A 22,940-nucleotide genomic window follows, 5' to 3' on the forward strand; every position below is an offset into this window, starting at 1 on the left:
TGGCTCAACTAAAAATACTTATATTTACTGTATCTTTAGTCCTGAATTACTAGGACGCTGTCCTCTTTCGGCCTTAATTTTTGTGAGATGTATTCTTGAAAACGATTACTTATCTGAAATTCCCTTATACGTAAAATTTATCAACTAGACATTGTAACACCAACCTCCAATGGAAAATAAAGAAATCCAAAAGCTATTAGATTTTATTGCTCAATCAACTCTTGATGAGGTAAACATCGAAACTTCTGAGTTGAAACTTTCAGTAAAGCGTTATGGTCAAGCGCCAGTGGTACAACAAGTGGTAGCGGCTTCGGCTCCAGTAGTAGCAGCAGCTCCAGTGGCGGCAGCGCCAGCAGCACCTGCGACTCCAGCAGCAGCACCAGCGGTGGCTTCTAATCGCGTAACGATCAAGTCGCCAATGATTGGTACATTCTACCGTTCTTCTAGCCCAGACACTCCATCATTCGTTGAAATTGGTTCAGAAGTGTCAAAAGGTAAGCCAGTTTGTATCATCGAAGCTATGAAATTATTTAACGAAATCGAATCAGAAGTATCTGGTCGTATCGTTGAAGTATTGGTAGAAAACGCAACTCCAGTTGAGTTTGATCAGCCTCTTTTCGTAGTTGAACAATAAGCCAACCTTATTGAATTCCCCATCTATTTGGTTTTATTTTTCAATAAGTCAAAAACACTCAATACTATTGATTGGTTATAATGCCAGTTAAATAACGATAGAGATTGTTTGGTTGAGTTTATAACTAAAGCTAAAGAATGTTTAAGAAAATACTTATCGCCAACAGAGGTGAGATTGCCCTCCGTATCATTAGAACATGTAAGGAAATGGGCATCAAAACGGTAGCGATTTATTCTACTGCTGACCGTGAAAGCCTTCACGTAAAATTTGCTGACGAAGCTGTGTGTATTGGCCCACCGCCAAGCCGTCAGTCGTATTTGAACATCCCTGCGATTATTTCAGCTGCCGAAGTTACTGGCGCAGATGCAATCCACCCAGGGTATGGTTTCTTGTCAGAAAATGCTGAGTTCTCTCGTATTTGTTCTGAATATGGTATCAAATTTATTGGTGCTACTGCCGAACAAATCAATTTGATGGGTGACAAAGCTACAGCAAAAGCTACTATGAAAATCGCTGGCGTACCTGTAATTCCAGGTTCGGAAGGCTTGATTGATACGGTAGAAGATGCTAAGCGTATTGCAAAAGATATTGTTTACCCAGTTATCATCAAAGCTACGGCTGGTGGTGGTGGTCGTGGTATGCGTATCATCCGTCATGAAGACGAGTTTGAAAAGCTTTGGAATGACGCTAAAATGGAAGCTGCCAATGCTTTCGGTAACGATGGTATCTACATGGAAAAATATGTAGAAGAACCACGTCACATCGAAATTCAGGTAGTAGGCGACCAATTTGGTAAAGTATGTCACCTTTCAGAACGTGATTGCTCTATCCAACGTCGTCACCAAAAACTTTGTGAAGAAACTCCTTCTCCAGCGCTTACGCCAGAACTTCGTGAGAAAATGGGTGAAGCTGCCATCAAAGGTGCTTCAGCTATTAAATACGAAGGAGCAGGTACTGTCGAGTTCTTGGTGGATAAGCATGGTGATTTCTACTTCATGGAAATGAACACTCGTATCCAAGTAGAGCACCCAATCACCGAAGAAGTAACTGACTTTGACCTTATCAAAGAACAAATTAAAGTTGCTGCTGGTGTAGCCATTTCTGGACAAAACTATACGCCAAAATTGTATGCACTAGAGTGTCGTATCAATGCTGAAGATCCAGCAAACGGCTTCCGCCCATCGCCAGGTAAAATTACTAATTTGCACTTACCTGGTGGTCACGGAGTACGTATCGACAGCCATGTGTATGCAGGCTATACAATTCCACCAAACTATGACTCAATGATTGCGAAAGTAATCGTTTCAGGTCAGAGCCGTGAAGAAGTATTGTTGCGTATGAAGCGTGCTTTGCAAGAGTTCGTAATCGATGGTATCAAAACTACGATTCCATTCCACATTAAATTGATGGATGACGAACGCTTCAAATCAGGTCAATTTACAACTGCTTTTATGGAGAATTTTGATTTGAAAAGCTTGTAGTAATACAGCAAAATAGAATAATAAAAAGGGGCTTTGCATTAGCAAAAGCCCCTTTTTTATGAACCAGATTTTTCTTCAAAAAGTTTTTCGATTGTTTCACGATAAGATACGCCCAAAGGAATTTTTAACTTATCTAAAATCACATGTCTCGACGAAATTCCTGTTACTTTGAATCTTGGAACAAGATATGATTTGTGAACACGAATAAAATTAAGCGGTTGGAGCTTGATTTGTAAATCAGAGATAGACTCACTAATCAATACAGGTTTTTCTTTGCTAAAAACCCTTGTATAGGCTCCTAATGCTTCGATATATTGAATGTCATTCACAAAGAATTTTAGAGACTCTCTCCCTGCTTTTAAGAAGATAATTTGTTCTTCCTGAACAACAGGCTTTTGTGAAGCTTTATTCTTGATATTGATATTGTCAATTGCTCTATTAACAGCTTTTAAGAATCGCTCAAAACTAAAGGGTTTGAGTAGATAATCTGTTACTCCTACATCGAATGCTTCCATAGAATAGTCGGAGTGGCTGGTAGTAAGAATAATTTGCGGAGGTGCTTCGAGCGTTTTGATTAAATCTAGTCCAGAAATTTCAGGCATTTCAACATCAGAAAACAGAATATCTACCTTTCCTTGATGTAATAAAGGAATGGCTTCAATAGGATTGCCAAAAACTTGAACGATTTCAAGATGTGGTAATCTTTTGATATTCGTTGCTAAAATTTTCTGAGCGATGTCATCGTCCTCTAAAATGACACATCGATAAATTGTCATGAATTAGGTGAATTATTCTGTTAAATTGGCTAAAAGATATGGCGACTTCTAGAGTTTAACTTGGGAAGGTTGGGTTAATTCGACGAAAAGTTTCAAAAACCATTACCTAGAATGGGTTTTTGCATCGCAACTTACGGGATTTTTGTTAGAAAATAAAATATAGAAGACTAGAATTTAACAAAAATCCCAAGATATACTCAAGTTTTGAGCACATCTTGGGAAATGTATAGTTTTCAAAAAGTAAGAATTAAAAATTCTTTAACTTAGACGAATTACTGTATTAATGATAATGTCGAGTACTTAAACGGATTTGAAATATTATAAACTACTTAAGCTACTTATTTGTCTCATTTGTAATTTCTTAGGCGGTCAGATTTTTAAGGGTATTGAGTAAGGATGTAATTGCATTACAAAATTACATTTTAATATTGATGTTGAATATTGTCAAGAACTGATAGCTAACCAACACACAAATTATCCTATGAATTGATGAACTAATGTATCAATTGAAGCCTTATTATTTATGAACTGCATGAATATCTTACGAACGTGCAGTGTTTTCATTTATAGATGGTAATTTTAGCCAATAAATCATTAACACATGAATAAGTTTTTTTTACAAATAGGAGCCATCTTGGCTGCATTATCTGTTGCACTTGGCGCATTTGGAGCACATGCGTTTAAAGCTAGTTTAGAAGCGATTGGTAGGACAGATACATTTGAGACAGCTGCTCGTTATCAAATGTATGGTGCCTTGGGATTGTTAGCTGTAGGAATATTGTCGGGAACATTCAAGCATGCTTTTGTAAGATATGCAGGCAATGCTTTGTTGGTAGGTACGATTATTTTTGCAGGAGCCTTATATATGATTTGTGCTACAGGAGTTACCATGTGGGGAGCGGTTGCGCCAATTGGAGGCACTTGCTTGATGGTAGGCTGGGTTCTATTAGCTTTCGGAATTACTAAAAGCAAATAAGCATTGATGTGATATAGAATAGATACATTATTTTATTAATTGAGTTAAGATTGATTGAATAAGTGATTATCTTTAATATGATAGATGGAATGCTTTACATTTAAAGAGGTATCACTCTAAACATGAGTCACCCGAATTTCATCAAAAAAGCGGTCGAAAAATATTTTTCGACCGCTTTTTTGATGCTACTATACTAGATTTTATTCAGCTCAAGACGCAATCATTGCGTCTCTACTACTAGAATACAAATTTTTACATAATCACTCATCCGCTCAATCACTGAATTAGGGATGACTCATGTTTGATAAAATAATGCTGAAAATTTATTAAAATAATCATTCACTCAATCTCAGCTTACTCAATTGCTAATGAATCAAGACTTGTTCTAGGCTTGCCCAAACGATTTCGCCCATGGTTTTACATTTGAGAAATCTGTCTGATTGATACCATCTCGCTAGTTCTTTCTTGAGTGATTCGGTATTATCTACAGAAGCAATTTCATCTCTCGCCATTACCGACATCAGCTCGTACATTCGTTGTTGCTCTACCCTCAATCTTCCTGCAATGAGCGATCTTTCTTCAATTTGGTATTGCTGAACAGATTCAGAAGTCATGTATTTCATTCCAATTTCGACTAAAGGATAGTTTTGCTTGAAATACTGAGGCATATATACCGACCGTTTGCCTTCGTAGCTTTGTTGGTCAAAATCGATGGCTCGAATACGATAAAATACTTCTTCAAAATCGGGGGTAATATCAATAATAAAATTTGATGAATGCATATCGCCCAATAGCTTTACAAAACATCGTTCATTAAACTTCACAAATTCTTTGGCCAATCGACGGTAATTTACTTCTTCATAACTAGGTAATTGCTTAAAGAATAAATCTCCTGGAATACCAATAATATGTTCTTCTACGACTGTATCTTCGAATGTCAGATAACTCATTCTATTGGGAGAAAGAAGGTGTTCTAGTTCCATTCCATATATCCGTGAAGAATCGGCTCGCTTGACATAAAAATAGTCAAAGTTATCGTTCATCTTGTTGACAATTCTTATGCGAAATGGCTGAGTATTGCCATAAGTACACAAATCAACCCTATCCACGTTAAGGTGTTTGATGACCTTCTCATCACCATCAGTTCGTAAATCGGCATAGATTTTTTTTAACCCTTCATACACAAAATCTATGTCACTATGTGGATAAAAGACTGTTTGCCAGAGTGTGTCATTCCCAAACTTATCATAAAGGTTTATGGAACTTTCAAACCTCAGTAAGTCAGTGTATTGTAAAGGCATAGTTATCTCACGCCCATATTTAATTAGGTATTTTCTGAGCTGAAGATTGATTTTGAATGGAAGTTTCTTTTTTGAAATAAGAGCCATATTGCAAGATTTAGGCTGTAAACATCTTCTTTTTCAAGACTAAAATCAAGAGTTTTATTGGTAAAAGGTATAGGTGTCCAATAAATTTTATCTACATTACACCTAGTCGATAAAATCTAAATCCTTATCAAATGTTTCCTCAGACATATAGGATGCCCAGAGAGCAGCGAAGTTACAAATACAACCGACAATCAAGGCTGCATAGATTAATCCCACATGACCCATTAAAAATTTAAAGCCTAATGTAATAAGAATCAATGCCCCACGAACGAAATTTGGTACTGTCGTAGTTACTGTTGCACGAATATTAGTGCCAAACTGCTCTGATGCCATGGTGATAAATACCGCCCAATATCCTCCTGAAAAGCCCAACGCAAAACATAGGAAATAAAAAATCGTAGTACTTAGTCCATGAACTAAGAGATATATACCCATCAGAATAATACTAGATCCTACAAACCAATAAATGGTCTTTTTACGACTTTGTAAAAATTGACTTACGAGTCCGCTAAGAAAATCACCAGATGAGAGCCCTGCATAACATAAAATTACAACAGTGCCTGCTTTAATTTCACCCTGTACGCCAATCGCCTTACTGAGTTCAGGTGCTACCAGTACAAGAATACCCACTGTGTACCAAACAGGAAGTCCTATCAAAATACAATAGATATATCTTTTGAGTTTATTTGAATCGGTGAATAGACTAAGAAAATTGCCTTTGGGAGCACTTTTTTCGATGTTCTGAAATAATGATGACTCCATGGTGCCAATACGCAATAGCAATAATGCTAAACCCATAGCACCACCAATATAATAAGTCATACGCCACCATTCTGGGTCGGTACTCAAGCTTGCTATATAGGCGGCTGTTACGGCTCCTAATGCCCCTGTACCTGCAATGAATAAGGCACCGTATCCTCGTTTTTCTTTTGGTAACGATTCATTTACTAAGGTCACCCCAGCACCTAATTCTCCTGCAAGACCAATACCTGCCAAAAATCTTAGAATAGCATATACTGTCAAATCTTGTACCATTCCATTAAAAGCATTGGCTAGGGAATACAGCAAAATAGAACCAAATAAGACAGATTTGCGTCCACGCTTGTCACCCAAAATTCCCCAGATAAGTCCACCCAAAAGCATACCTGCCATCTGTATATTAAGTAGGCGAAGACCTTCTGATAGTTGCCCGTCTTTATCAAGTCCGAGACTTGCCAAACTAGCATTACGAATTACTCCAAAGAGAATGAGATCGTACACATCCACAAAATAGCCTAAAGAAGCTACAAGGATTAACAGTTTGGCATTTTTAGAAATAGTAGTTTCCTGCATAGAGAGAGGTTTTATGTAAAGGAAAGATTCATTCCGAAAATAAGAATTTTAATAGTCTATAACAAAAAAACTACCGATTATCTAGATAATCGGTAGTTTTTGTATGAAGTGCTATTTTACCATCTTGAAAGCATTTGCGAACGATGGGCGTCTAATTTGAGAAAAATAAATAGTAAAATAGAAAACGACCAAAGTGAAGAGCCTCCATAACTAAAAAATGGAAGCGGAATCCCAATTACTGGCATCAAACCGATAGTCATTCCGATGTTGACGAGAAAGTGGAAAAATATGATGGAGACGACCCCATAGCCGTAGACTCGTGCAAATCGGGATTTCTGTCGGTCTGCGAGATAAATAAGCCGTAGCATCAAGCCAATAAATAAACCAACAACGGTTAAGCTTCCTGCAAAACCAAACTCTTCACCTACAGTACAGAAAATGAAGTCGGTACTTTGTTCGGGTACAAAGTCAAACTTAGTTTGTGTTCCCTGCAAATATCCTTTACCAAGCAACCCACCCGAGCCAATCGCAATTTTGGCCTGACGAACATTATAACCTGTCTTTTTACGGTCAAAATCAGGATCAACTAATACTCGAATACGATTGCGCTGGTGTTCTTTTAGTACATTGTTAATAGCCCAATCTACACCTGTCACAAACAGACCCATGCAAAAGGCAACACCTAAAATGGCTAAAATATTTTTGGTTTTGCGTTCATAACGAGGCATTGCCCAAACGACCAAAGCAGATACTACAGCCAAGCCGATATAAATCTGCCATTCTTCAAAAATAAGAGATAAAATAAATAAGGTTACTACCGCCAAGAAAATAGCAGGATACATGCCTGGAAGTCCTTCACGATACAATAGAATCAAAAATGAAGCAAAAACCAAAGCAACGCCAGTTTCGTTAGATGCTAGAATCAAGATTGGAGGAATCGCAATGATGATTGCCACATTGAGCTGGTCTTTGAATCTGGATAGATTAGTTAGTGGTGTGCTCAAATATTTTGCCAGTGCCAGACAGGTTGCCATCTTGGAGAACTCGGCGGGCTGTAACTGAAAAGAACCAATTCTAAACCAAGAGTGTGAGCCTTTTACTTCTGTTCCTACTACAAGTACTGCCAACAACATAAATAGGAAAAATCCATAAATAGGGAACGCAAAAGTATCGTAAAAACGATGGTCGATTACTAAAATTGCAATAATGAGCAAAACGGTTGTTCCAATCCAAATAAGTTGTTTACCTGAATTGGTATCAAAGAAACCGTCATCAAAAATCCAAATTGGGTGCTCAGGATTATAAATTGCGGCATAAATATTGAGCCAGCCAGCCACAACACAAAGTATATATATTAATACGGTCACCCAGTCGAGGTTTCGCGATATTTGTTCTTCTCTTTTCAAGGTCTTATTCTTAGAAATGCTAAATCAATTTGTTTGGTACACTTGAGTAAAGGCTTGAAATCTTTCTTACTATCCTAATTACTCATTAAATCCTAGTGTGTTTTTTTCGGTGCAATTTTCTGATTTTTAGGTAAAACTGCTTGTGGCTGCATCGGAATCTTGAATACAGGCGCTTTTGGTTTATTTGCCTGATCTAGTTTAAATAGCTCTTCTTTCAGATTGCGTAATTGATAGTCTTCGATTGTCGAATCTTTTTCAACTGTAGCTTTTACCTCTTTATTAGGTCTGGCTGAAGCATTTTTGGCACTCAACACATTGGCCAGATAGCTTTTATTCATCCATCGAGTTTCCATAGCTTTGCGTTCTACTTTACCCTTCAAGTATTTTTCGATACAAAGCGATGCAATAGGAGCGGAGTGCGTTCCCCCAAAACCAGCATTTTCAATAAATACTGCAATGGCAATTTTAGGGTTTTCTCTTGGCGCAAAAGCAATGAAGATGGCATGGTCTTGACCATGTTTATTTTGAGATGTACCTGTTTTACCACAAATCTGAATATCGCTTAGGCGTGCTTCAGCTGCTACAGTACCTGCATTTACAGCACCAACCATTCCTTCGATAACAGGTTCGAAATGGCGACGGTCAATACCCGCAGAAATATGCTCTTTATATTTGTTGTCTATGTTTCCGATTTCGTTAATACCTTTTACTAAGTGCGGACGAACATACCAACCTCTGTTGGCAATGATAGCGGCAACATTCGCCATTTTGAGTGGGTTAATAACAATTTCCCCTTCACCAATACCCACAGAGTAGATATTAGAAAATTTCCAACGAAGAGGACCTTTATACACTTTGTCGTAATATTCGACGCTCGGAAGTTTTCCTTTTGTTTCGTTTGGTAAATCAATGCCTAATTCTTGCCCAATACCAAACTTGCTAGCCATATCATTCCAGCGTTGAAGACCAACAGCCGATTTTTTGAAAAGATTTTGCTCCTTATTGTTATAAATAATTCTTTTGAAAACATTATAAAAATAAGGGTTACAAGAATTTTTGATACCTAACTGAATCGATGAAGACGTTCCCCCACAGTGACACTTCATTGGTACACCTGCGTGACCAAACCCTGTACTTGGGCTGATTACTCCTAACTGCAAACCAATCAAGGCCTGAATCAATTTGAAAGTCGAGCCAGGGCGATAATAAGCACTTGGTGGGCGGTTGATAAGCGGGTGCAATGGGTCAAGGTTGAGTGTTTGGAAATATTTCGAGAAAGTCCTTCCCGATAGCTTACTTGGGTCATAAGTAGGTGCTGACACCATCGCCAAGATTTCGCCAGAAGACGGCTCAATTGCCACAACACTTCCTACTTTGTGTTGCATCAAACTATCAGCAAAATCTTGTAAGGCAATATCTACAGACGAAATTAAATTTTTGCCAGCTACAGGTTCTCTATCAAATTCTCCATTTTTGAATGGCCCTTTTTCTACGCCACGGCTATTGACCATCACATATTTTTCGCCACGTTGTCCACGTAGTTCATCTTCATAAAATCTTTCAAGACCAGTAACCCCTACATAATCTCCTTGTCGGTAGTATTCGTTACCTTTTTCTTGTTCTTTCAAGAGACGCTCAGGACTAATTTCGCCAACATACCCTAAGGCATTTGCCATACCTTTTGACTGATAAGTACGCAAAGAACTAATCTGGAAAGAAAACCCTGGGTAGTCTACCATAGCATCTTGCACGCGAGCATATTCTTCCTTGGAAAGCTGACGTAAAAATAAAGAAGGGCGTACAGGTGAGTAAATTCTTGCCAAATGAGTCAAGCTATCAAACTCACTGCGGGTAATGTCAAAAAGTCTACAGAATTTTAAAGTATCCTGAACATGTGCTTTTTTGGGCGTAATGTACAGATCATACACAGGGGTGTTATAGACAATCAACTTTTTGTTGCGGTCATAAATTAACCCTCTGAAAGGAACTTGTACAATTTTACGAATAGCATTGTTTTGAGCATCTAACTTGTAAGTCTCGTCAATAACCTGCAAATAAAATAGCCTTCCGATGTAAAGTATGGCAATAAGGATAATGAATCCTTGGATAAATCTCTTTCTAATCTCGTCCACTGGCTTTAATATGATTTTAGGGATATATAGAAAATGTTTTCTACTTTCAGGAAAATTTGACTGGCTTTTAATAGCTAACCAATCTGTAAATAATCTACTAACTATTACTGTTTTTGTATTTTGAGTAAAAGCTTGGCTGTTATCTGCTCATCAAATAAGAAATATTCATTTAAACAAAAACAGACCTGTTTTATAGTTTAAACGGAAAAAACTATCTGAAGAAACATAATTAAAGTGCAAAATTTGCTGTTTTTCAATAATTTGTCAACAAACTCATTGAGAATCAAAACATAATTTTGCCGAATGATATTATTCTTTAGGAAGACTACGAATTAATAAATAAATCGCAGCAAAAATGAATAGCAACGAACAGCCAATAGAATACCAAGGAGTGGTAGTATGGAAGGTCTTATCAAGCCAGTTACCTAACAGTACGCCACTCGCAATGGTGATAAGCATTTGGCTTCCTGCTCCCATATAGCGCATGTACTTGTTGGAATTTGGCGAATCGTTTGACATGAAAGTAAAGAAAAAAGGTTGTTCGACGTCGAAAATGAAATGGTATTTTTCCGTAGGATTACAATTAAAAAATCCAAGAACGAATGTTTTATATACCTGTAACAAAAATACTTAATTGGCACGGAATCTGATAATAAAATCTCGTTATTTTGCGTTAAACCCCTTGTTATTCAAGATAGATTTGTGCTGTTGACTCGTGGTATTGTTTTGAGTACTTTGAATCTTATCTTAAGAACCATCAAATTGACCTATATTTGTATTTTGGATGGTGAATCAATCAAATCATTGTAGTTTTTCTGCATAGCTACTTCACATGAATAGAATACCGTTACTTTTAGTACTTGCCATATTTTTGTGCATAGGAGGATGCTCACAGTATAGCTCTTCGCCTATCAGCGTGGGCTTCCATAATCTTAATGCCAAATACAACGCGCTTTTTCAGGCTAATCAAAAATTGTTTGAGGCCGAAAAAAAGCTCTTTGAAGACCGTCACGATAATTACTCTCAAATACTTCCTGTGTTATTGCCTCTCGACTCGGCAGTAGCCAGTACGGTGTCATCAGAACTGGCGGCCGTTATCAAAAAGGCTTCAATGGTGGCAGAAAGACATCAAAACTCTCGTTGGCTCGACGATGCCTATGTACTCATAGGGCAAGCTCGCTTAATACAAGAAGATTATAAAAATGCGATAGAAACATTTAAATATGTCAATACAACAGCCGAAGATGATGACGCTCGTCAGGCAGCGCTGATTGGACTGATGCGTGCCTATGTCGAACAAGGTGAGTTTACTACAGCTTTGAGAGTTGCTGAGTTATTACGAGAGGAGGACTTGAACAAAAATAATACAGCGAATTTCTATCTAACCAAAGCGTATTTGCATCAACTTAAAAAGGAATATGCTACTTCTGTGGCTATTTTGGAAGAAACATTTCCATTGCTTCCTAAAAATGAGCAAAAAGCCAGATTGTATTACGTAGCAGGTCAGATGTATGAGATATTGGAAAAATTTCCTAAATCAAGTGAATGTTTTACAAAGGTTGCCAAAAACAGACCTTCGTACGATTTAAGATTCTATGCCTCGTTGAATAGCGCATTGGTTATGAATCAGAAAGGTAATTTTGATAAATTATTAAAAGATAGCAAGAACAAAGATTTATCAGATAAAATTTATGAAGCTATGGCCTCGGCAGAAATGCGCCAAGGCAACACTGCTAAAGGAATTGCTTTATTGAAAAAATCTGCCAGTATCAGCAAGGATACAAAACAATTGCCTTATACCTATTTAACGTTGGCAGATTTGTATTATGACAAATATGCTGAGTATGAAACGGCTTTTGCGTATTATGATAGTTGCTTGTCGCTGTTGCCTAATACTGATGCTGCTTTTGCGAAAGTAAAGCAAAAACAACAGGTACTTGGAGAGTTTGTGAAGCAAATGAATATTGTCAAAACAGAGGATTCTTTACAAAAACTTTCGAAACTTACTCCAGCAGAATTGGATAAAGTTTTGGAAAGAGCTATTCGCTTGAAGAAGGCCCAAGAGTTGGCTAATTTGGCAAAAGCAAAAGAAATTGTAGCTGGCTCTACCACAGCAACTAAGGATCCATTTGCCACATCAGGTAAAACAGATTGGTATTTTTCTAATGCTATGTTGGTAAGTCAAGGTCGTACCAATTTTATGAATCGCTGGGGAAATCGACCTCTGGAAGACAATTGGCGTAGAAGTAGTCGTGACGATGCCGCATCTTTTGCTAGTTTTAATACTTCAAGCACTGAAAATACATCTTCTTCAAAGAATATAATCGAAGGGGTAAGTGACAAAGAATTAGCAACCGAAAAAGCACTCATGAAAACCAAGATTCCATTTAGCGCAAAGGCGCTCGAAACTTCGCAAATCAAACGACAAGATGCGATGTTTGAAGTGGGTAAAATCTTTAAGTTGAGTTTAAATGAGCCTAAGAAATCCATTTCGACCTTCAAACAACTACTTTCCGAATACCCAAATTCAATTCATGAACCAGAGGCACTGTACTTTTTGTATTTATTACACGAAAATAATCCAACAGAAAAAGCAGGCTACAGAAAATCACTCTTTGATAAATTTGGCGATTCGTATTTTGCAAGAATGTTAAGTCGTGAAAATATTGTAGAATTGAGTTCAGACAAAGAAACAGAGGCTCAAAAACTTTACACCGAAGCATACCAATACTATCAACAAGGTAATTTCGCAGATGCTTTGTCATTTGTGGATACGGCCTTGAAAGAGTATCCCAATAGTCATACAGAGGATAAATTGGCATTTTTGAAAGCGTTGTTATTAGCTAAAACTCAAAATTTTGATGGTTATGTAAAAGCATTGAACAACTTTATTAAAGACTATCCTAAAAGCCAATTGTTAGGTCTAGTAAAAGAGAATTTAGCGGCTGCGAAGAATGCTAAGCCATAGTTTTAACTTTTGGCAAAAGAATATTATTGATCTGTCGATTTTTAGAAAGTATAGACGAAACAATTATTTTTTTTACTTTTGCCAAAACGTTATCACCATTGCGATTGACGATTTATTATGCAAACAAGACATTTATCCTACATATTAATAACTGCTCTAGGGGCAGTTTTTTTTATCCCATTTATTGGTAGCTCCCATTTATTTGACTGGGACGAAATCAATTTTGCCGAGTCAGCAAGAGAAATGATTTTGACAGGAAATTATGCTACTGTGCAAATTAATTATATGCCATTTTGGGAAAAACCTCCTTTGTTTTTCTGGATGCAGGTCTTAGCCATGAAAGCATTTAATGTTTTCGACCCTAATTCTGGATTTGCTCCTGAATTTGGTGCTCGCTTCCCAAATGCTATCATTGGTATCATTACCCTTTTGGTTTTTTATCGAATCGGACGAAAACTCTATAATGAAAAGTTTGGTTTGTTGTGGGCTTTGGGATATTTGGGCTCATTTACGCCACATTTATATTTTAAATCAGGTATTATTGACCCTACTTTCAACCTATTTATCTTTTTGGGCGTTTGGTATTTCTCACAAAGTGTTTCTACAAATCAAAATACATCTAAACGCCAGACTTGCGGCTTACTTTCGGGGCTATTTGTAGGCTTGGCGATTCTAACCAAAGGACCTGTCGGTGGTTTATTATGGGGACTTACGGTATTTACTTTTTGGGGAGTCAATGGTTTTAGTGCTAGTTTCTTAAAAGATGCGATTAAACCATTTTTCTCGGCTATTGCTATTGCCTTTTTGGTGGCTTGTATTTGGTTTGGACTATCTATCTATCAAAATGGATGGGGTTTATTTGTAGAGTTTATTCAGTATCAAATTCGCTTATTGACCACAGGTGATGCTGGACATGAACAGCCATTCTATTATCATTTTGTGGTAGTATTAGTAGGCTGTTTTCCTATTTCAGTGTTGGCGATTCGTGCATTGGGAACCTCAGGGTCGGGTAATTCTCAAGGAGAATATTTTAGAAAATGGATGATTTATTTGTTTTGGGTAGTCATGATTTTATTCACGATTGTGAAGACCAAGATTGTTCATTATTCATCAATGGCATGGTTTCCTGTGTCGTATTTGGCGGCGTACCATGTCAACAACTTACTATCAGGAAATTGGAAGTGGTCAAAATTCACGGGTTTTGGTCTGTTCTTTATTGGTTTGGTGATGGCCATTGCTCTTACAGCAGTACCATTAGTAGGTCAGTATGCAGCTCAATTGATTCCATACATCAAAGATGATTTTGCCGTAGCAAATCTCAGTGCAAAGATTACTTGGGGTGGATGGGAGCAATACATGGGCTTGGCTTATATTGTGTCGGTAATAGTCATGGTAAGTATGCGCAATATTCGAGGTTTGTATATCGCCACGGCTTTATGTTTGTTTGGTTATTCGGCGGTAGTGGTAAGTAAAATCGAAGGGTATTCTCAACGTGCTGCGATAAGTTTTTATGAGTCTTTGAAAGGTAAAGATGTATATGTAGAGCCGATAGGATTCAAGTCGTATGCACAATTGTTCTATTTCCAAAAGCAACCTCAGAAACCTAAAACAGAGGCTTACTTATTGAATGAACCTCATTTAGACAAACCTGCGTATTTTGTGATGAAAATTACAGCAGATAGTGCCATGAAAGCACACCCTAATCTACGATTGATCAAAGAGGAAAACGGATTTTTGTTTTACGAAAGAAAATAAAATGGAAAAGCTGGCAGTGATGCCAGCTTTTTTGGTAAAGAAAAATATATGTAGTCAGGTAGTAAACAATTTTTTCGAAGCCATTGCTAGCTTGTAACTTTTTATTCAAAACTCATTAATCATGAGCAACTAATGTTCTCGGACGGTCTTCAAGAGCTTTGAAGAATGAATACATTGGATTGACATCCAATTTAATAAATTTCTGCCAAATTTTAATGGCTTTCGTAATCAATTCATTTTCTATTAAGAAGCCATCATGGCCATATAACGAGTCCAAAGCCTGAAATGTAGCGCCAGGAATATGTTTAGCCAAAAATTCTTGCTCATTAATAGGAAATAGTGCATCTGATTTAATACCCATCACTAAGGTTTTGGCTTTGACTTGCGAAAGCGCATTGATAACCCCACCTCTTCCACGACCCACATCTTGCGAGTCCATTACTTGTGATAAGACATAGTACGAAAAAGCATTGAATCGTTGGGCTAGTTTTTCCCCTTGATAACGCTGATAGGTCACCGCACGATAGGTTTTGTCCAGACCTTCCTCACGACGAGCTTGGGTTACACCATAAGTTTCGTAGTTACGATATGAAATCAAAGCTGTTGCACGAGCGGCTTTCATGCCATTAATACCAGCCAGAGGGTGGCTTTCTGTCCAAGTAGGGTCTACTTCAATAGACATTCTTTGAGACTCGTTGAAGGCAATTCCCCAAGGAGAATGTTGGGCATTAGTCGCAATCAAAATCAAATTTTCGATAAGCTCAGGTTGAGAAATCGCCCATTCCACAGCCTGCTGACCACCCAAAGAACCACCAACACAAGTTTTGATTTTTGAAATACCCAAATGCTCTCTCAATAAATCAAATGAGTTGACTATATCACGTATCGTAATGGTTGGGAAAGTATGAAAATATGGCTCGCCAGTTACGGGATTAATCGAAAGTGGACCTGTACTTCCATAATGTGACCCCAGTACATTTACACAAATAATAAAGTATTGTTCAGGGTCAAACAATTTGCCTTTGCCGACCAAACCTTGCCACCAATCTGCTACATCTTGGCTACCTGTAAAAGCATGGCATACCCATATCACGTTCGAACAGTCGGTATTGAGCTGTCCAAGCGCTTGATAAGCTAATTCAACTTCTGGCAAAACTCCTCCTGCTTCGAGTTTGAAAGGAGCATGATGTTTAAAAATTGACGTATTTAACACGAATTGAGATGCTGTTTTTGATAATAATAACGAATCAAGAAGAAAACATTTCGTTGGAAGTTATTGAAAATGATACGAGCTATTGTTTTTAACTTAGAAATGAAAGAAACAACTCATCGCACCCAACTTCTTTAGTTCTCCATCAGTTTGGCTGAAATCTCCTCAAAAGACTCCTCATATTCCCAATACATCAAACGACCAAATGCCCCTGTAACTAAAATATATTTTTCGCTCAGAGATTGAATACGGTCGACTGCTACAATTTTTAAACTTGCTTTTTCTACCTCGACACTTTCGATGATTTCTCGATTGTGCTCGTCATAACCATGGACAACTAGATAGCTGCCTACGGTAATTGGAATAAATTTTTTCATGGATGCGTACAGACATATAGCCACAATGAATTGTGACAGTGAAACGATACATCGTAAACCTGACGAATACTGAACAGCAGAATGTAAAAATGTAGCTGGATTAGTTTCGTAATTGGTTTATATTTCCCAATAATGATGAATTTATTGGGTAGGAATTAGCACCTTGCCTTTACGAATCAGTAGGTTGCCAGAAGTTCATAGAGCCTATTCTCTCCCTTCTTCTTTATAAATCAACTACTACCTTTTGTGAAGAGTAATTGACTTGATGTTGCAAATATAATAGCTAGAATCTCGAAAATGCAAACGTTTCTTAAAGAGTTTATCATTTTGAGAATTGGCTCTCGGTTAAAAGCACTATTTGTGGCACCTCAAACACTACCAGTCATCAAGAAATCGTTGTAATTTCGCTTTTCTTTTTTTAAATCGCTAGTTCGAACCATTTTACCGTTCTAAATCAAACCAATTGCAATGAAAAACAATTTAACCTATTGCTTTATTACTTTATTAAGCCTGCTGTGTTTTACAAACGCCTCACATGCACAAGAGCAACCTGTTTATGAAAAACTTCGTGCTACTTTAACTAAATACCGCTATTCGTATCCTCAAGAAAAAGTGTATCTCCATTTGGATAAACCATATTACATGGCTGGTGAAACTATGTGGCTAAAAGGCTATTTGTTCGATGCTTCGTCTAATGGTGTTGACTCGGTGAGTCGAGTACTGTATGTAGATTTGGTACAGCCTGCTACAGGTAAAGTGATAGTTCACAAAGTTCTCAAAGCTTTGGCCGTTTCGGTGGGTGATATTCAATTGCCAGATACTCTTGCAAACGACCTTTATCGCATAAGAGCCTACACCAATTATATGCGAAACTTTTCAGAATCTCTATTTTTTGAAAAAGATGTGCGAGTATGGCAAAATACTAATATGTCTTCTATGAATGAGAATAAAGCTCAGGCTCTCAATGAGGTAGCTTCTATTAGCTTTTTCCCAGAAGGCGGATATCTGGTTGAAAACCTAGAAAGTAGATTAGCCTTCAAAGTGGTGAATAAATTAGGGAAAGGCGTTGAAACCTCTGGTTTCGTTTTGGCTAATGATAAAGACACTGTGGGGGTGTTTAGCACAGCTCATTTAGGACATGGGGTGTTCAATTTTCATCCTGAAGCTAATAATATATATGCAGCTTACGTAAAAAAATCAGATGGTAGCTATATCAAGCAAGAGTTACCCCAACCTCAAAAAAGTGGCTACATCATGAGTGTAGACAATGTGACGTATAAGGATAAAATCCGACTTTATATTCAAAACTCTAGTCCTAAATCTGCTGGACAAGGAAAAGAACTTCCTATCATTGTGCAACAACGGGGAGAAGTTTGTATGATTGCAAAAGGTTCAGAATCAAGTAAAAGTTTTGTTGCAAATATTCCCAAAAATCAAATTCCTGATGATGGGGTAGTGCAAATTACTTTATTTTCGCCCGAAGGATTACCCATTTGTGAAAGATTGATATTTGTTGAGCATGGTAATAGAACATTACAAGTGAATGTTTCTTCGAATAAAACAGAGTATAAAAGTCGCGAGGAAGTAGATTTGAATATCGAAGTAAAAGACGCCGAAGGTAAACCTGTTCAAGGGACTTTTTCTGTAGCAGTCACTGATGCCTCACAAGTAAAAGGTGAGCCTTATGCTGACAATATATTGACTTACGTGTTGCTAAACTCAGAAGTCAAAGAATCGTTGAGTGGACAGTATTATCAACAAATACAGGGCTCTGTAGAGCAACCACAATATTATTTTGACAACACACAAGAAAACCGTCATTTACACCTTGACTTGCTAATGATGACGCAAGGTTGGCGCCGATTTACTTGGCAACAAATGTTGAATGATGTCAAACCAAAAATGGATTACTTCGTTGAGCAAGGATTAGAAATTACAGGAAAAGCACTTCGCCCTAATGGCAAAGTAACAGATAAGCTTACTTTAACTTTGATGCTGAAAAAGCCTAAAGAAAACCCTATCATAGCCATGACAAGTGTGGATTCATTAGGTAGATATGGTTTTTATAACTTAGATTTTACGGATAGTGTAGATGTGTATCTACAGGCGGTAAAGGCTAATGGTGCTCGTAATTTGACCCTAACGATAGACGAAGCTCTTTCGTTACCCAAAACAAGACCTCTCCAAATCCCTAATGAGGTGAGAATTTTTGACCCCAATGCATTTGCGACGTTCTTAAAATACTCAAGAGAATCCATAGAACTTGAAAAAAAGCTCATTACTGAAAAAGTACAAATGCTTCAAGAAGTAACAGTAACGGCCAAAAAAGAGCCAACAGATAGCCGTAAAATTTATGGGCAAGCCAGTAATACCCTAAAAGTAGACGATACCCTTTGCGGAGGTATGTTTAGTGTCTTACAAATGCTACAAGGTCGAATTCCAGGTGTTCAGGTAATACAGACGGGTATGGGAACCTATTCTGTATTAATTCGAGGTCAAGGATCTATTAATGCCTCTAATGACCCACTATTTTTGATTGATGGTATGCAAGTAAGTAGTGATGTAATTAATACCTTGCCACCATGCGATGTAGAAAGTATCGATGTATTGAAAGGAGCAGATGCTTCTATTTTTGGTGTTAGAGGAGGCAACGGTGTTGTTTCGGTATTGACAAGAAAAGGGAATGCCAATTACGACTGGAGCAAATCTAATATTGATGGTGTAAAAATTCAGAAGCGTATGGGCTATGCCATGACCAGAGAGTTTTTTGCCCCACAATATGGACAAGCTAAGCCAGAGCACGTTCGTCCAGACTATCGTTCTACACTATATTGGAATGCCAATATTACGACTGATGCTTCAGGTAAAGCCACAACAAGCTTCTGGAATAGCGATGCCAAAGGTAATATGAACATCAAATTAGAAGGAATGTCAAATCAAGGGCGAGTTGGTGTTGCTCAAAATGAATATTTGGTAAGGTAGTATATTTGAGAGGTATTAGGCTCATGGCTATTAGCTTATGGGTTCAGTATTTCCTTAAACTTAAATATCATAGCTAAAAGCTCAAAGCCGTAAGATAATCTTATACAATAAAAGGGGAATAAATTGCAGTAATTTATTCCCCTTTTTCATTTCTGAATGAAGGTTTTACGTATCTTTGCGGAAAAATTCAGAACCTACAATGTTACGCATCATCATACTGACTGTTATAGTTGGTCTAATCTTCTTTTTGGCTCCATACATTGGTTTATCAGAATATATCCATGCTGATAAGTGGTTCATGTTGGCATTTTATGCCACACTTTCCTATTTCAATCATTTATTGATGCAACAAGGTTTTGCCAACGACCGAAAGCATTTTATTGAGTTTTACATGGGAAGTATTGGTGCTCGCTTAATTTTGAGTCTAGCATTTATTGGATTCTTCATATATAAGAACACTCCTGACATATATACATTTATTAGCAACTTTTTTGTACTCTATTTATGTTACACAGGTTTTGAAATCTACGATTTGTATCGTAACTTGCGACACTTTTCATAGGCCCTGTGTTAATAATTAGTATAAGTTGTTGATTTTCAGGTGGAGTAAAGCATACGAATAAGAAAGTCAAAATCATAAACCATTATACGTTCATCCCCCACGTCGAGATGAGAAAATTATATTTTTCAAATATTGTAGCATTTTTATTTTTATTTGCTACTTCAGTATTTGCACAATCCGAGCATCACTCAGCAACTTCCGCTACGGCTGATTCAACAGTAGCAGTTCATGGCGTAGAGGCAACAGCCGAACATGCTCCAGGTGCTGAAGCCCACGCAGAGGGCAAAGTTGACCTAGGTCACATGATTATGCACCACATTGCCGACGACCACAAGTGGGAGTTTGCACATGGCATCGGTGTACATCTTCCTGTGATTGCTTATACAAAGGATGGTGTAAAAGTATTTTCTTCTAGCAAATTGGAAGATGAGCACGGAAATCCAGTAGCTTATGAAGGATTAATCTTAGAGCACGGCAAGTTGCATGCTGAAGATGGTTCTCATGTATTGGATTTGTCAATTACCAAAAACGTAGCTTCTTTGTTGGTTAGTGCTGTATTGTTGCTTTTGATTTTTATTAGTGTTGGTAACGCTTATAAAGAAAGAGGAACTAAAGCTCCAAAAGGATTGCAGTCTTGGTTAGAGCCAATCATCATCTTTATTCGTGATGAAGTTGTTAAAAACAGCATCGGAGAAAAACATTACAGAAGATTCCTTCCGTATTTGTTAACATTGTTCTTCTTTATTTGGATTAATAACCTTTTGGGTCTATTACCAGGTGGAGCAAACGTAACAGGTAACATTGCTGTAACATTAGTATTATCAGTACTCACTTTGTTGATTACCAACTTAAATGGTAAAAGCACTTATTGGGGACACATTTTTGCAATGCCTGGCGTTCCGAAATGGTTGTTGGTGATCTTAACTCCAGTAGAAATTATCGGTGTATTTACAAAGCCAGTATCATTGATGATTCGTTTGTTTGCTAACATTACAGCAGGTCACATCATCATGTTGAGTTTTATTGGTTTGATTTTCATCTTGAAGATTTGGACGGTAACACCAGTAATTAGTGCATTTGCAGTATTTATGAACATTATCGAATTGTTAGTAGCATTCTTGCAAGCATTCATCTTTACGTTGTTGACTGCAAGCTACATCGGTTCAGCAGTTGAAGAGCATCACCACGATGATCATCACTAAGATTTAAGTTAGTGGGCAAAATAGAATTATTATATGCTTTAAGCGTAAGTTCGTATATTATAGTAGTTTTTTTTTGACCTAATGCCTACGGCATATAGCCTAAAGCACATTAATACTTAAATTCATATTTTTAATTAGTAAATAATTTTTTTCACTTACATAAACAAATAACAATCATGTCACTTTTGTCAATTTTAGCTGAAGTTTCTTTAGGTACAGGTTTAGCAGGTATCGGTGCTGGTTTAGTAGCTATCGGTGCTGGTTTAGGTATCGGTAACATCGGTGGTCGTGCAATGGAATCAATCGCTCGTCAACCAGAAGCTTCTGGCAAGATCCAAGGTGCGATGTTGGTTGTAGCTGCTTTCGTTGAAGCGGTTGCTCTTTTCGCAGCAGTTATTTGCTTCTTGGTAGCTAACAAATAATTCGTAGCTAACCAAGGATATCGGAATAGCCGTTTGATTGAAAATTAGTTTCTATCTCATTCTATTTTGATATAGCACAAAATTATCTTCGTGTTATTACGCATTAGGCCGATAGCACGAAGTTTTTTGAGAAAATTCATTTTCCAAATCATATAGTAAACCCTGATAAAAGCACTTCCTAATTACACAATACAAGAAATGCTTTTCAATCGCAAAAACATTTATTTAATATGGAATTACTTACTCCTGATTTAGGTCTGATCTTTTGGCAGTTGGTAGTTTTCGGCCTTTTGTTCTTCGTGTTAGCAAAATTCGCTTGGAAACCAATCATTGCTTCTTTGCATGAGCGTGAAGAGTCTATCGAAAGCGCTTTGGCTTTAGCTGCAAAAACTCGTGAAGAAATGATTGAGTTGAAAGCTGGTAACGAAAAGTTGTTGGTTGAGGCTCGTGCTGAACGTGATGGTATCTTGAAAGCTGCAAAAGAAGCTTCTGATAAAATGATTGCTGATGCTAAAGCTGAAGCTCAAAAAGCAGCTAGCGCTGAAATCGAAAAAGCTCGCGTAGCGTTCGAACAAGAAAAAGCTAGTGCTGTAGCTTCAATCAAGAAAGAGACTGCTGCTCTTTCATTGGAAATTGCTGAGAAAATTCTTCGTACTCAATTGGCAGATCGCTCTGCACAAGAGAAATTGGTTACGGATTTATTATCTGATGCTAAATTAAACTAATTCAGTGATGAGCTTAACAGCTCGCAACTCAAAGCGTAAAGAGAAATGTCAGAACAAAGTGTAGCTTTCCGATATGCTAAATCATTGATTGGTTTGGCCGCTGAAAAAGGTGTAGTTGAAAAAGTTCATGAAGATATGAAATTCTTCGACCAAGTTTGCGACGAAAACCGCCAGCTTGTTTTAACCTTGAAAAGCCCAATCGTAAAACACTTACAGAAATTAGGTATTTTGACTGCTATCTTCAAAGATAAAGTTGACCCTGTAACGTTTTCGATTTTTGAAATTATCACTAAGAAAAACCGTGAAAAACTTCTTCCTGCTATCGCTGAAGAGTTCCAACGTCAATATGCTCTCTATAAAGGTATCCAAAAAGCTGAGGTTACTACGGTATCTCCTTTGACAGATGCTCAAAAAGCAGAATTTATTCGTTTGGTAACTGAAGCTACAGGTAAGACTGTTGAATTGGTTGAAAAAGTGAACCCTGAATTGATTGGTGGTTATGTACTTCGTATCAACGACCGTCAAATCGATACTTCAGTAAAAGCAAGATTAAACGACTTGAAAGTATCTTTCCTTCAATAGTTTTAGAAAGAAAGTACTTATTAATATCAA

The 22,940-nt window shown here is 37.4% G+C and carries 19 protein-coding genes and 1 riboswitch; of the genes, 11 read left to right on the plus strand and 8 right to left on the minus strand.

Annotated features, from left to right (window positions below; genetic code table 11):
* Positions 1-169: 169 nt before the first annotated feature.
* Together accB and accC are read left to right on the plus strand one after the other, a co-directional pair.
* Positions 170-634 (plus strand): acetyl-CoA carboxylase biotin carboxyl carrier protein, encoded by a 465-nt coding sequence (accB, locus tag QM481_RS14980; RefSeq protein ID WP_283382316.1) that lies wholly within the window; start codon positions 170-172, stop codon positions 632-634.
* Between the two features lie 137 nt (positions 635-771).
* On the plus strand, positions 772-2,115 hold the full coding sequence (gene accC / locus QM481_RS14985) for an acetyl-CoA carboxylase biotin carboxylase subunit (RefSeq protein WP_166549956.1): 1,344 nt from the start codon (positions 772-774) through the stop codon (positions 2,113-2,115).
* A gap of 56 nt (positions 2,116-2,171) precedes the next feature.
* Here accC and QM481_RS14990 read toward each other — a convergent pair whose 3' ends face one another.
* A complete protein-coding gene (locus QM481_RS14990; RefSeq protein WP_283382317.1) occupies positions 2,172-2,891 on the minus strand; it encodes a LytR/AlgR family response regulator transcription factor in 720 nt (239 codons plus the stop codon).
* Between the two features lie 601 nt (positions 2,892-3,492).
* On the opposite strand from QM481_RS14990, the gene QM481_RS14995 reads away from it, so the two are divergent.
* On the plus strand, positions 3,493-3,867 hold the full coding sequence (locus QM481_RS14995; RefSeq protein ID WP_283382318.1) for a DUF423 domain-containing protein: 375 nt from the start codon (positions 3,493-3,495) through the stop codon (positions 3,865-3,867).
* A gap of 365 nt (positions 3,868-4,232) precedes the next feature.
* Here QM481_RS14995 and QM481_RS15000 read toward each other — a convergent pair whose 3' ends face one another.
* From QM481_RS15000 to QM481_RS15020, 5 genes are all read right to left on the minus strand, one after another.
* Positions 4,233-5,255 (minus strand): hypothetical protein, encoded by a 1,023-nt coding sequence (locus tag QM481_RS15000; protein ID WP_283382319.1) that lies wholly within the window; start codon positions 5,253-5,255, stop codon positions 4,233-4,235.
* A 102-nt stretch (positions 5,256-5,357) separates the two neighbouring features.
* Positions 5,358-6,587 carry an MFS transporter gene (locus QM481_RS15005; protein ID WP_095161308.1) on the minus strand — a complete coding sequence of 410 codons (1,230 nt, stop codon included), beginning with the start codon at positions 6,585-6,587 and terminating at the stop codon, positions 5,358-5,360.
* A gap of 116 nt (positions 6,588-6,703) precedes the next feature.
* Positions 6,704-7,993, minus strand: coding sequence for a rod shape-determining protein RodA (gene rodA / locus QM481_RS15010; protein WP_095161309.1), 1,290 nt, complete (start codon positions 7,991-7,993; stop codon positions 6,704-6,706).
* Between the two features lie 92 nt (positions 7,994-8,085).
* Positions 8,086-10,125 (minus strand): penicillin-binding transpeptidase domain-containing protein, encoded by a 2,040-nt coding sequence (locus tag QM481_RS15015; RefSeq protein WP_283382320.1) that lies wholly within the window; start codon positions 10,123-10,125, stop codon positions 8,086-8,088.
* A 309-nt stretch (positions 10,126-10,434) separates the two neighbouring features.
* A complete protein-coding gene (locus QM481_RS15020; protein ID WP_095161649.1) occupies positions 10,435-10,644 on the minus strand; it encodes an AtpZ/AtpI family protein in 210 nt (69 codons plus the stop codon).
* Between the two features lie 313 nt (positions 10,645-10,957).
* On the opposite strand from QM481_RS15020, the gene porW reads away from it, so the two are divergent.
* Together porW and QM481_RS15030 are read left to right on the plus strand one after the other, a co-directional pair.
* The gene (porW, locus tag QM481_RS15025) at positions 10,958-13,093 is read left to right on the plus strand and encodes a type IX secretion system periplasmic lipoprotein PorW/SprE (RefSeq protein ID WP_283382321.1); all 2,136 of its coding nucleotides are present in this window, start codon (positions 10,958-10,960) and stop codon (positions 13,091-13,093) included.
* A gap of 117 nt (positions 13,094-13,210) precedes the next feature.
* Positions 13,211-14,848 (plus strand): ArnT family glycosyltransferase, encoded by a 1,638-nt coding sequence (locus QM481_RS15030; protein WP_283382322.1) that lies wholly within the window; start codon positions 13,211-13,213, stop codon positions 14,846-14,848.
* A 115-nt stretch (positions 14,849-14,963) separates the two neighbouring features.
* On the opposite strand, the gene QM481_RS15035 is transcribed toward QM481_RS15030, so the two are convergent.
* The gene (locus tag QM481_RS15035) at positions 14,964-16,061 is read right to left on the minus strand and encodes a homoserine O-acetyltransferase family protein (RefSeq protein WP_166549963.1); all 1,098 of its coding nucleotides are present in this window, start codon (positions 16,059-16,061) and stop codon (positions 14,964-14,966) included.
* Positions 16,062-16,192: 131 nt separating this feature from the next.
* On the minus strand, positions 16,193-16,435 hold the full coding sequence (locus tag QM481_RS15040) for a hypothetical protein (protein ID WP_283382323.1): 243 nt from the start codon (positions 16,433-16,435) through the stop codon (positions 16,193-16,195).
* Positions 16,436-16,549: 114 nt separating this feature from the next.
* Positions 16,550-16,667: riboswitch (SAM riboswitch) on the minus strand.
* A gap of 236 nt (positions 16,668-16,903) precedes the next feature.
* Between QM481_RS15040 and QM481_RS15045 the strand changes: the two genes are divergently transcribed.
* From QM481_RS15045 to atpH, 6 genes are all read left to right on the plus strand, one after another.
* Positions 16,904-19,417 (plus strand): TonB-dependent receptor plug domain-containing protein, encoded by a 2,514-nt coding sequence (locus QM481_RS15045; protein WP_283382324.1) that lies wholly within the window; start codon positions 16,904-16,906, stop codon positions 19,415-19,417.
* A 199-nt stretch (positions 19,418-19,616) separates the two neighbouring features.
* The gene (locus QM481_RS15050) at positions 19,617-19,979 is read left to right on the plus strand and encodes a hypothetical protein (RefSeq protein ID WP_166549967.1); all 363 of its coding nucleotides are present in this window, start codon (positions 19,617-19,619) and stop codon (positions 19,977-19,979) included.
* Positions 19,980-20,086: 107 nt separating this feature from the next.
* Positions 20,087-21,181, plus strand: a complete 1,095-nt coding sequence (gene atpB, locus QM481_RS15055) for a F0F1 ATP synthase subunit A (protein WP_283382325.1) — start codon at positions 20,087-20,089, stop codon at positions 21,179-21,181.
* A gap of 176 nt (positions 21,182-21,357) precedes the next feature.
* Entirely contained in the window at positions 21,358-21,603 is a 246-nt protein-coding gene (gene atpE, locus QM481_RS15060) for an ATP synthase F0 subunit C (protein ID WP_095161318.1), read from the plus strand.
* 230 nt (positions 21,604-21,833) lie between these two features.
* The gene (atpF, locus tag QM481_RS15065) at positions 21,834-22,328 is read left to right on the plus strand and encodes a F0F1 ATP synthase subunit B (protein ID WP_095161319.1); all 495 of its coding nucleotides are present in this window, start codon (positions 21,834-21,836) and stop codon (positions 22,326-22,328) included.
* 45 nt (positions 22,329-22,373) lie between these two features.
* The gene (gene atpH, locus QM481_RS15070) at positions 22,374-22,910 is read left to right on the plus strand and encodes an ATP synthase F1 subunit delta (RefSeq protein WP_095161320.1); all 537 of its coding nucleotides are present in this window, start codon (positions 22,374-22,376) and stop codon (positions 22,908-22,910) included.
* Positions 22,911-22,940: the final 30 nt, after the last annotated feature.

Origin of the sequence: Flectobacillus rivi, from assembly GCF_030056655.1 — a bacterium.
In the GTDB taxonomy this organism is placed as follows: domain Bacteria; phylum Bacteroidota; class Bacteroidia; order Cytophagales; family Spirosomataceae; genus Flectobacillus; species Flectobacillus rivi.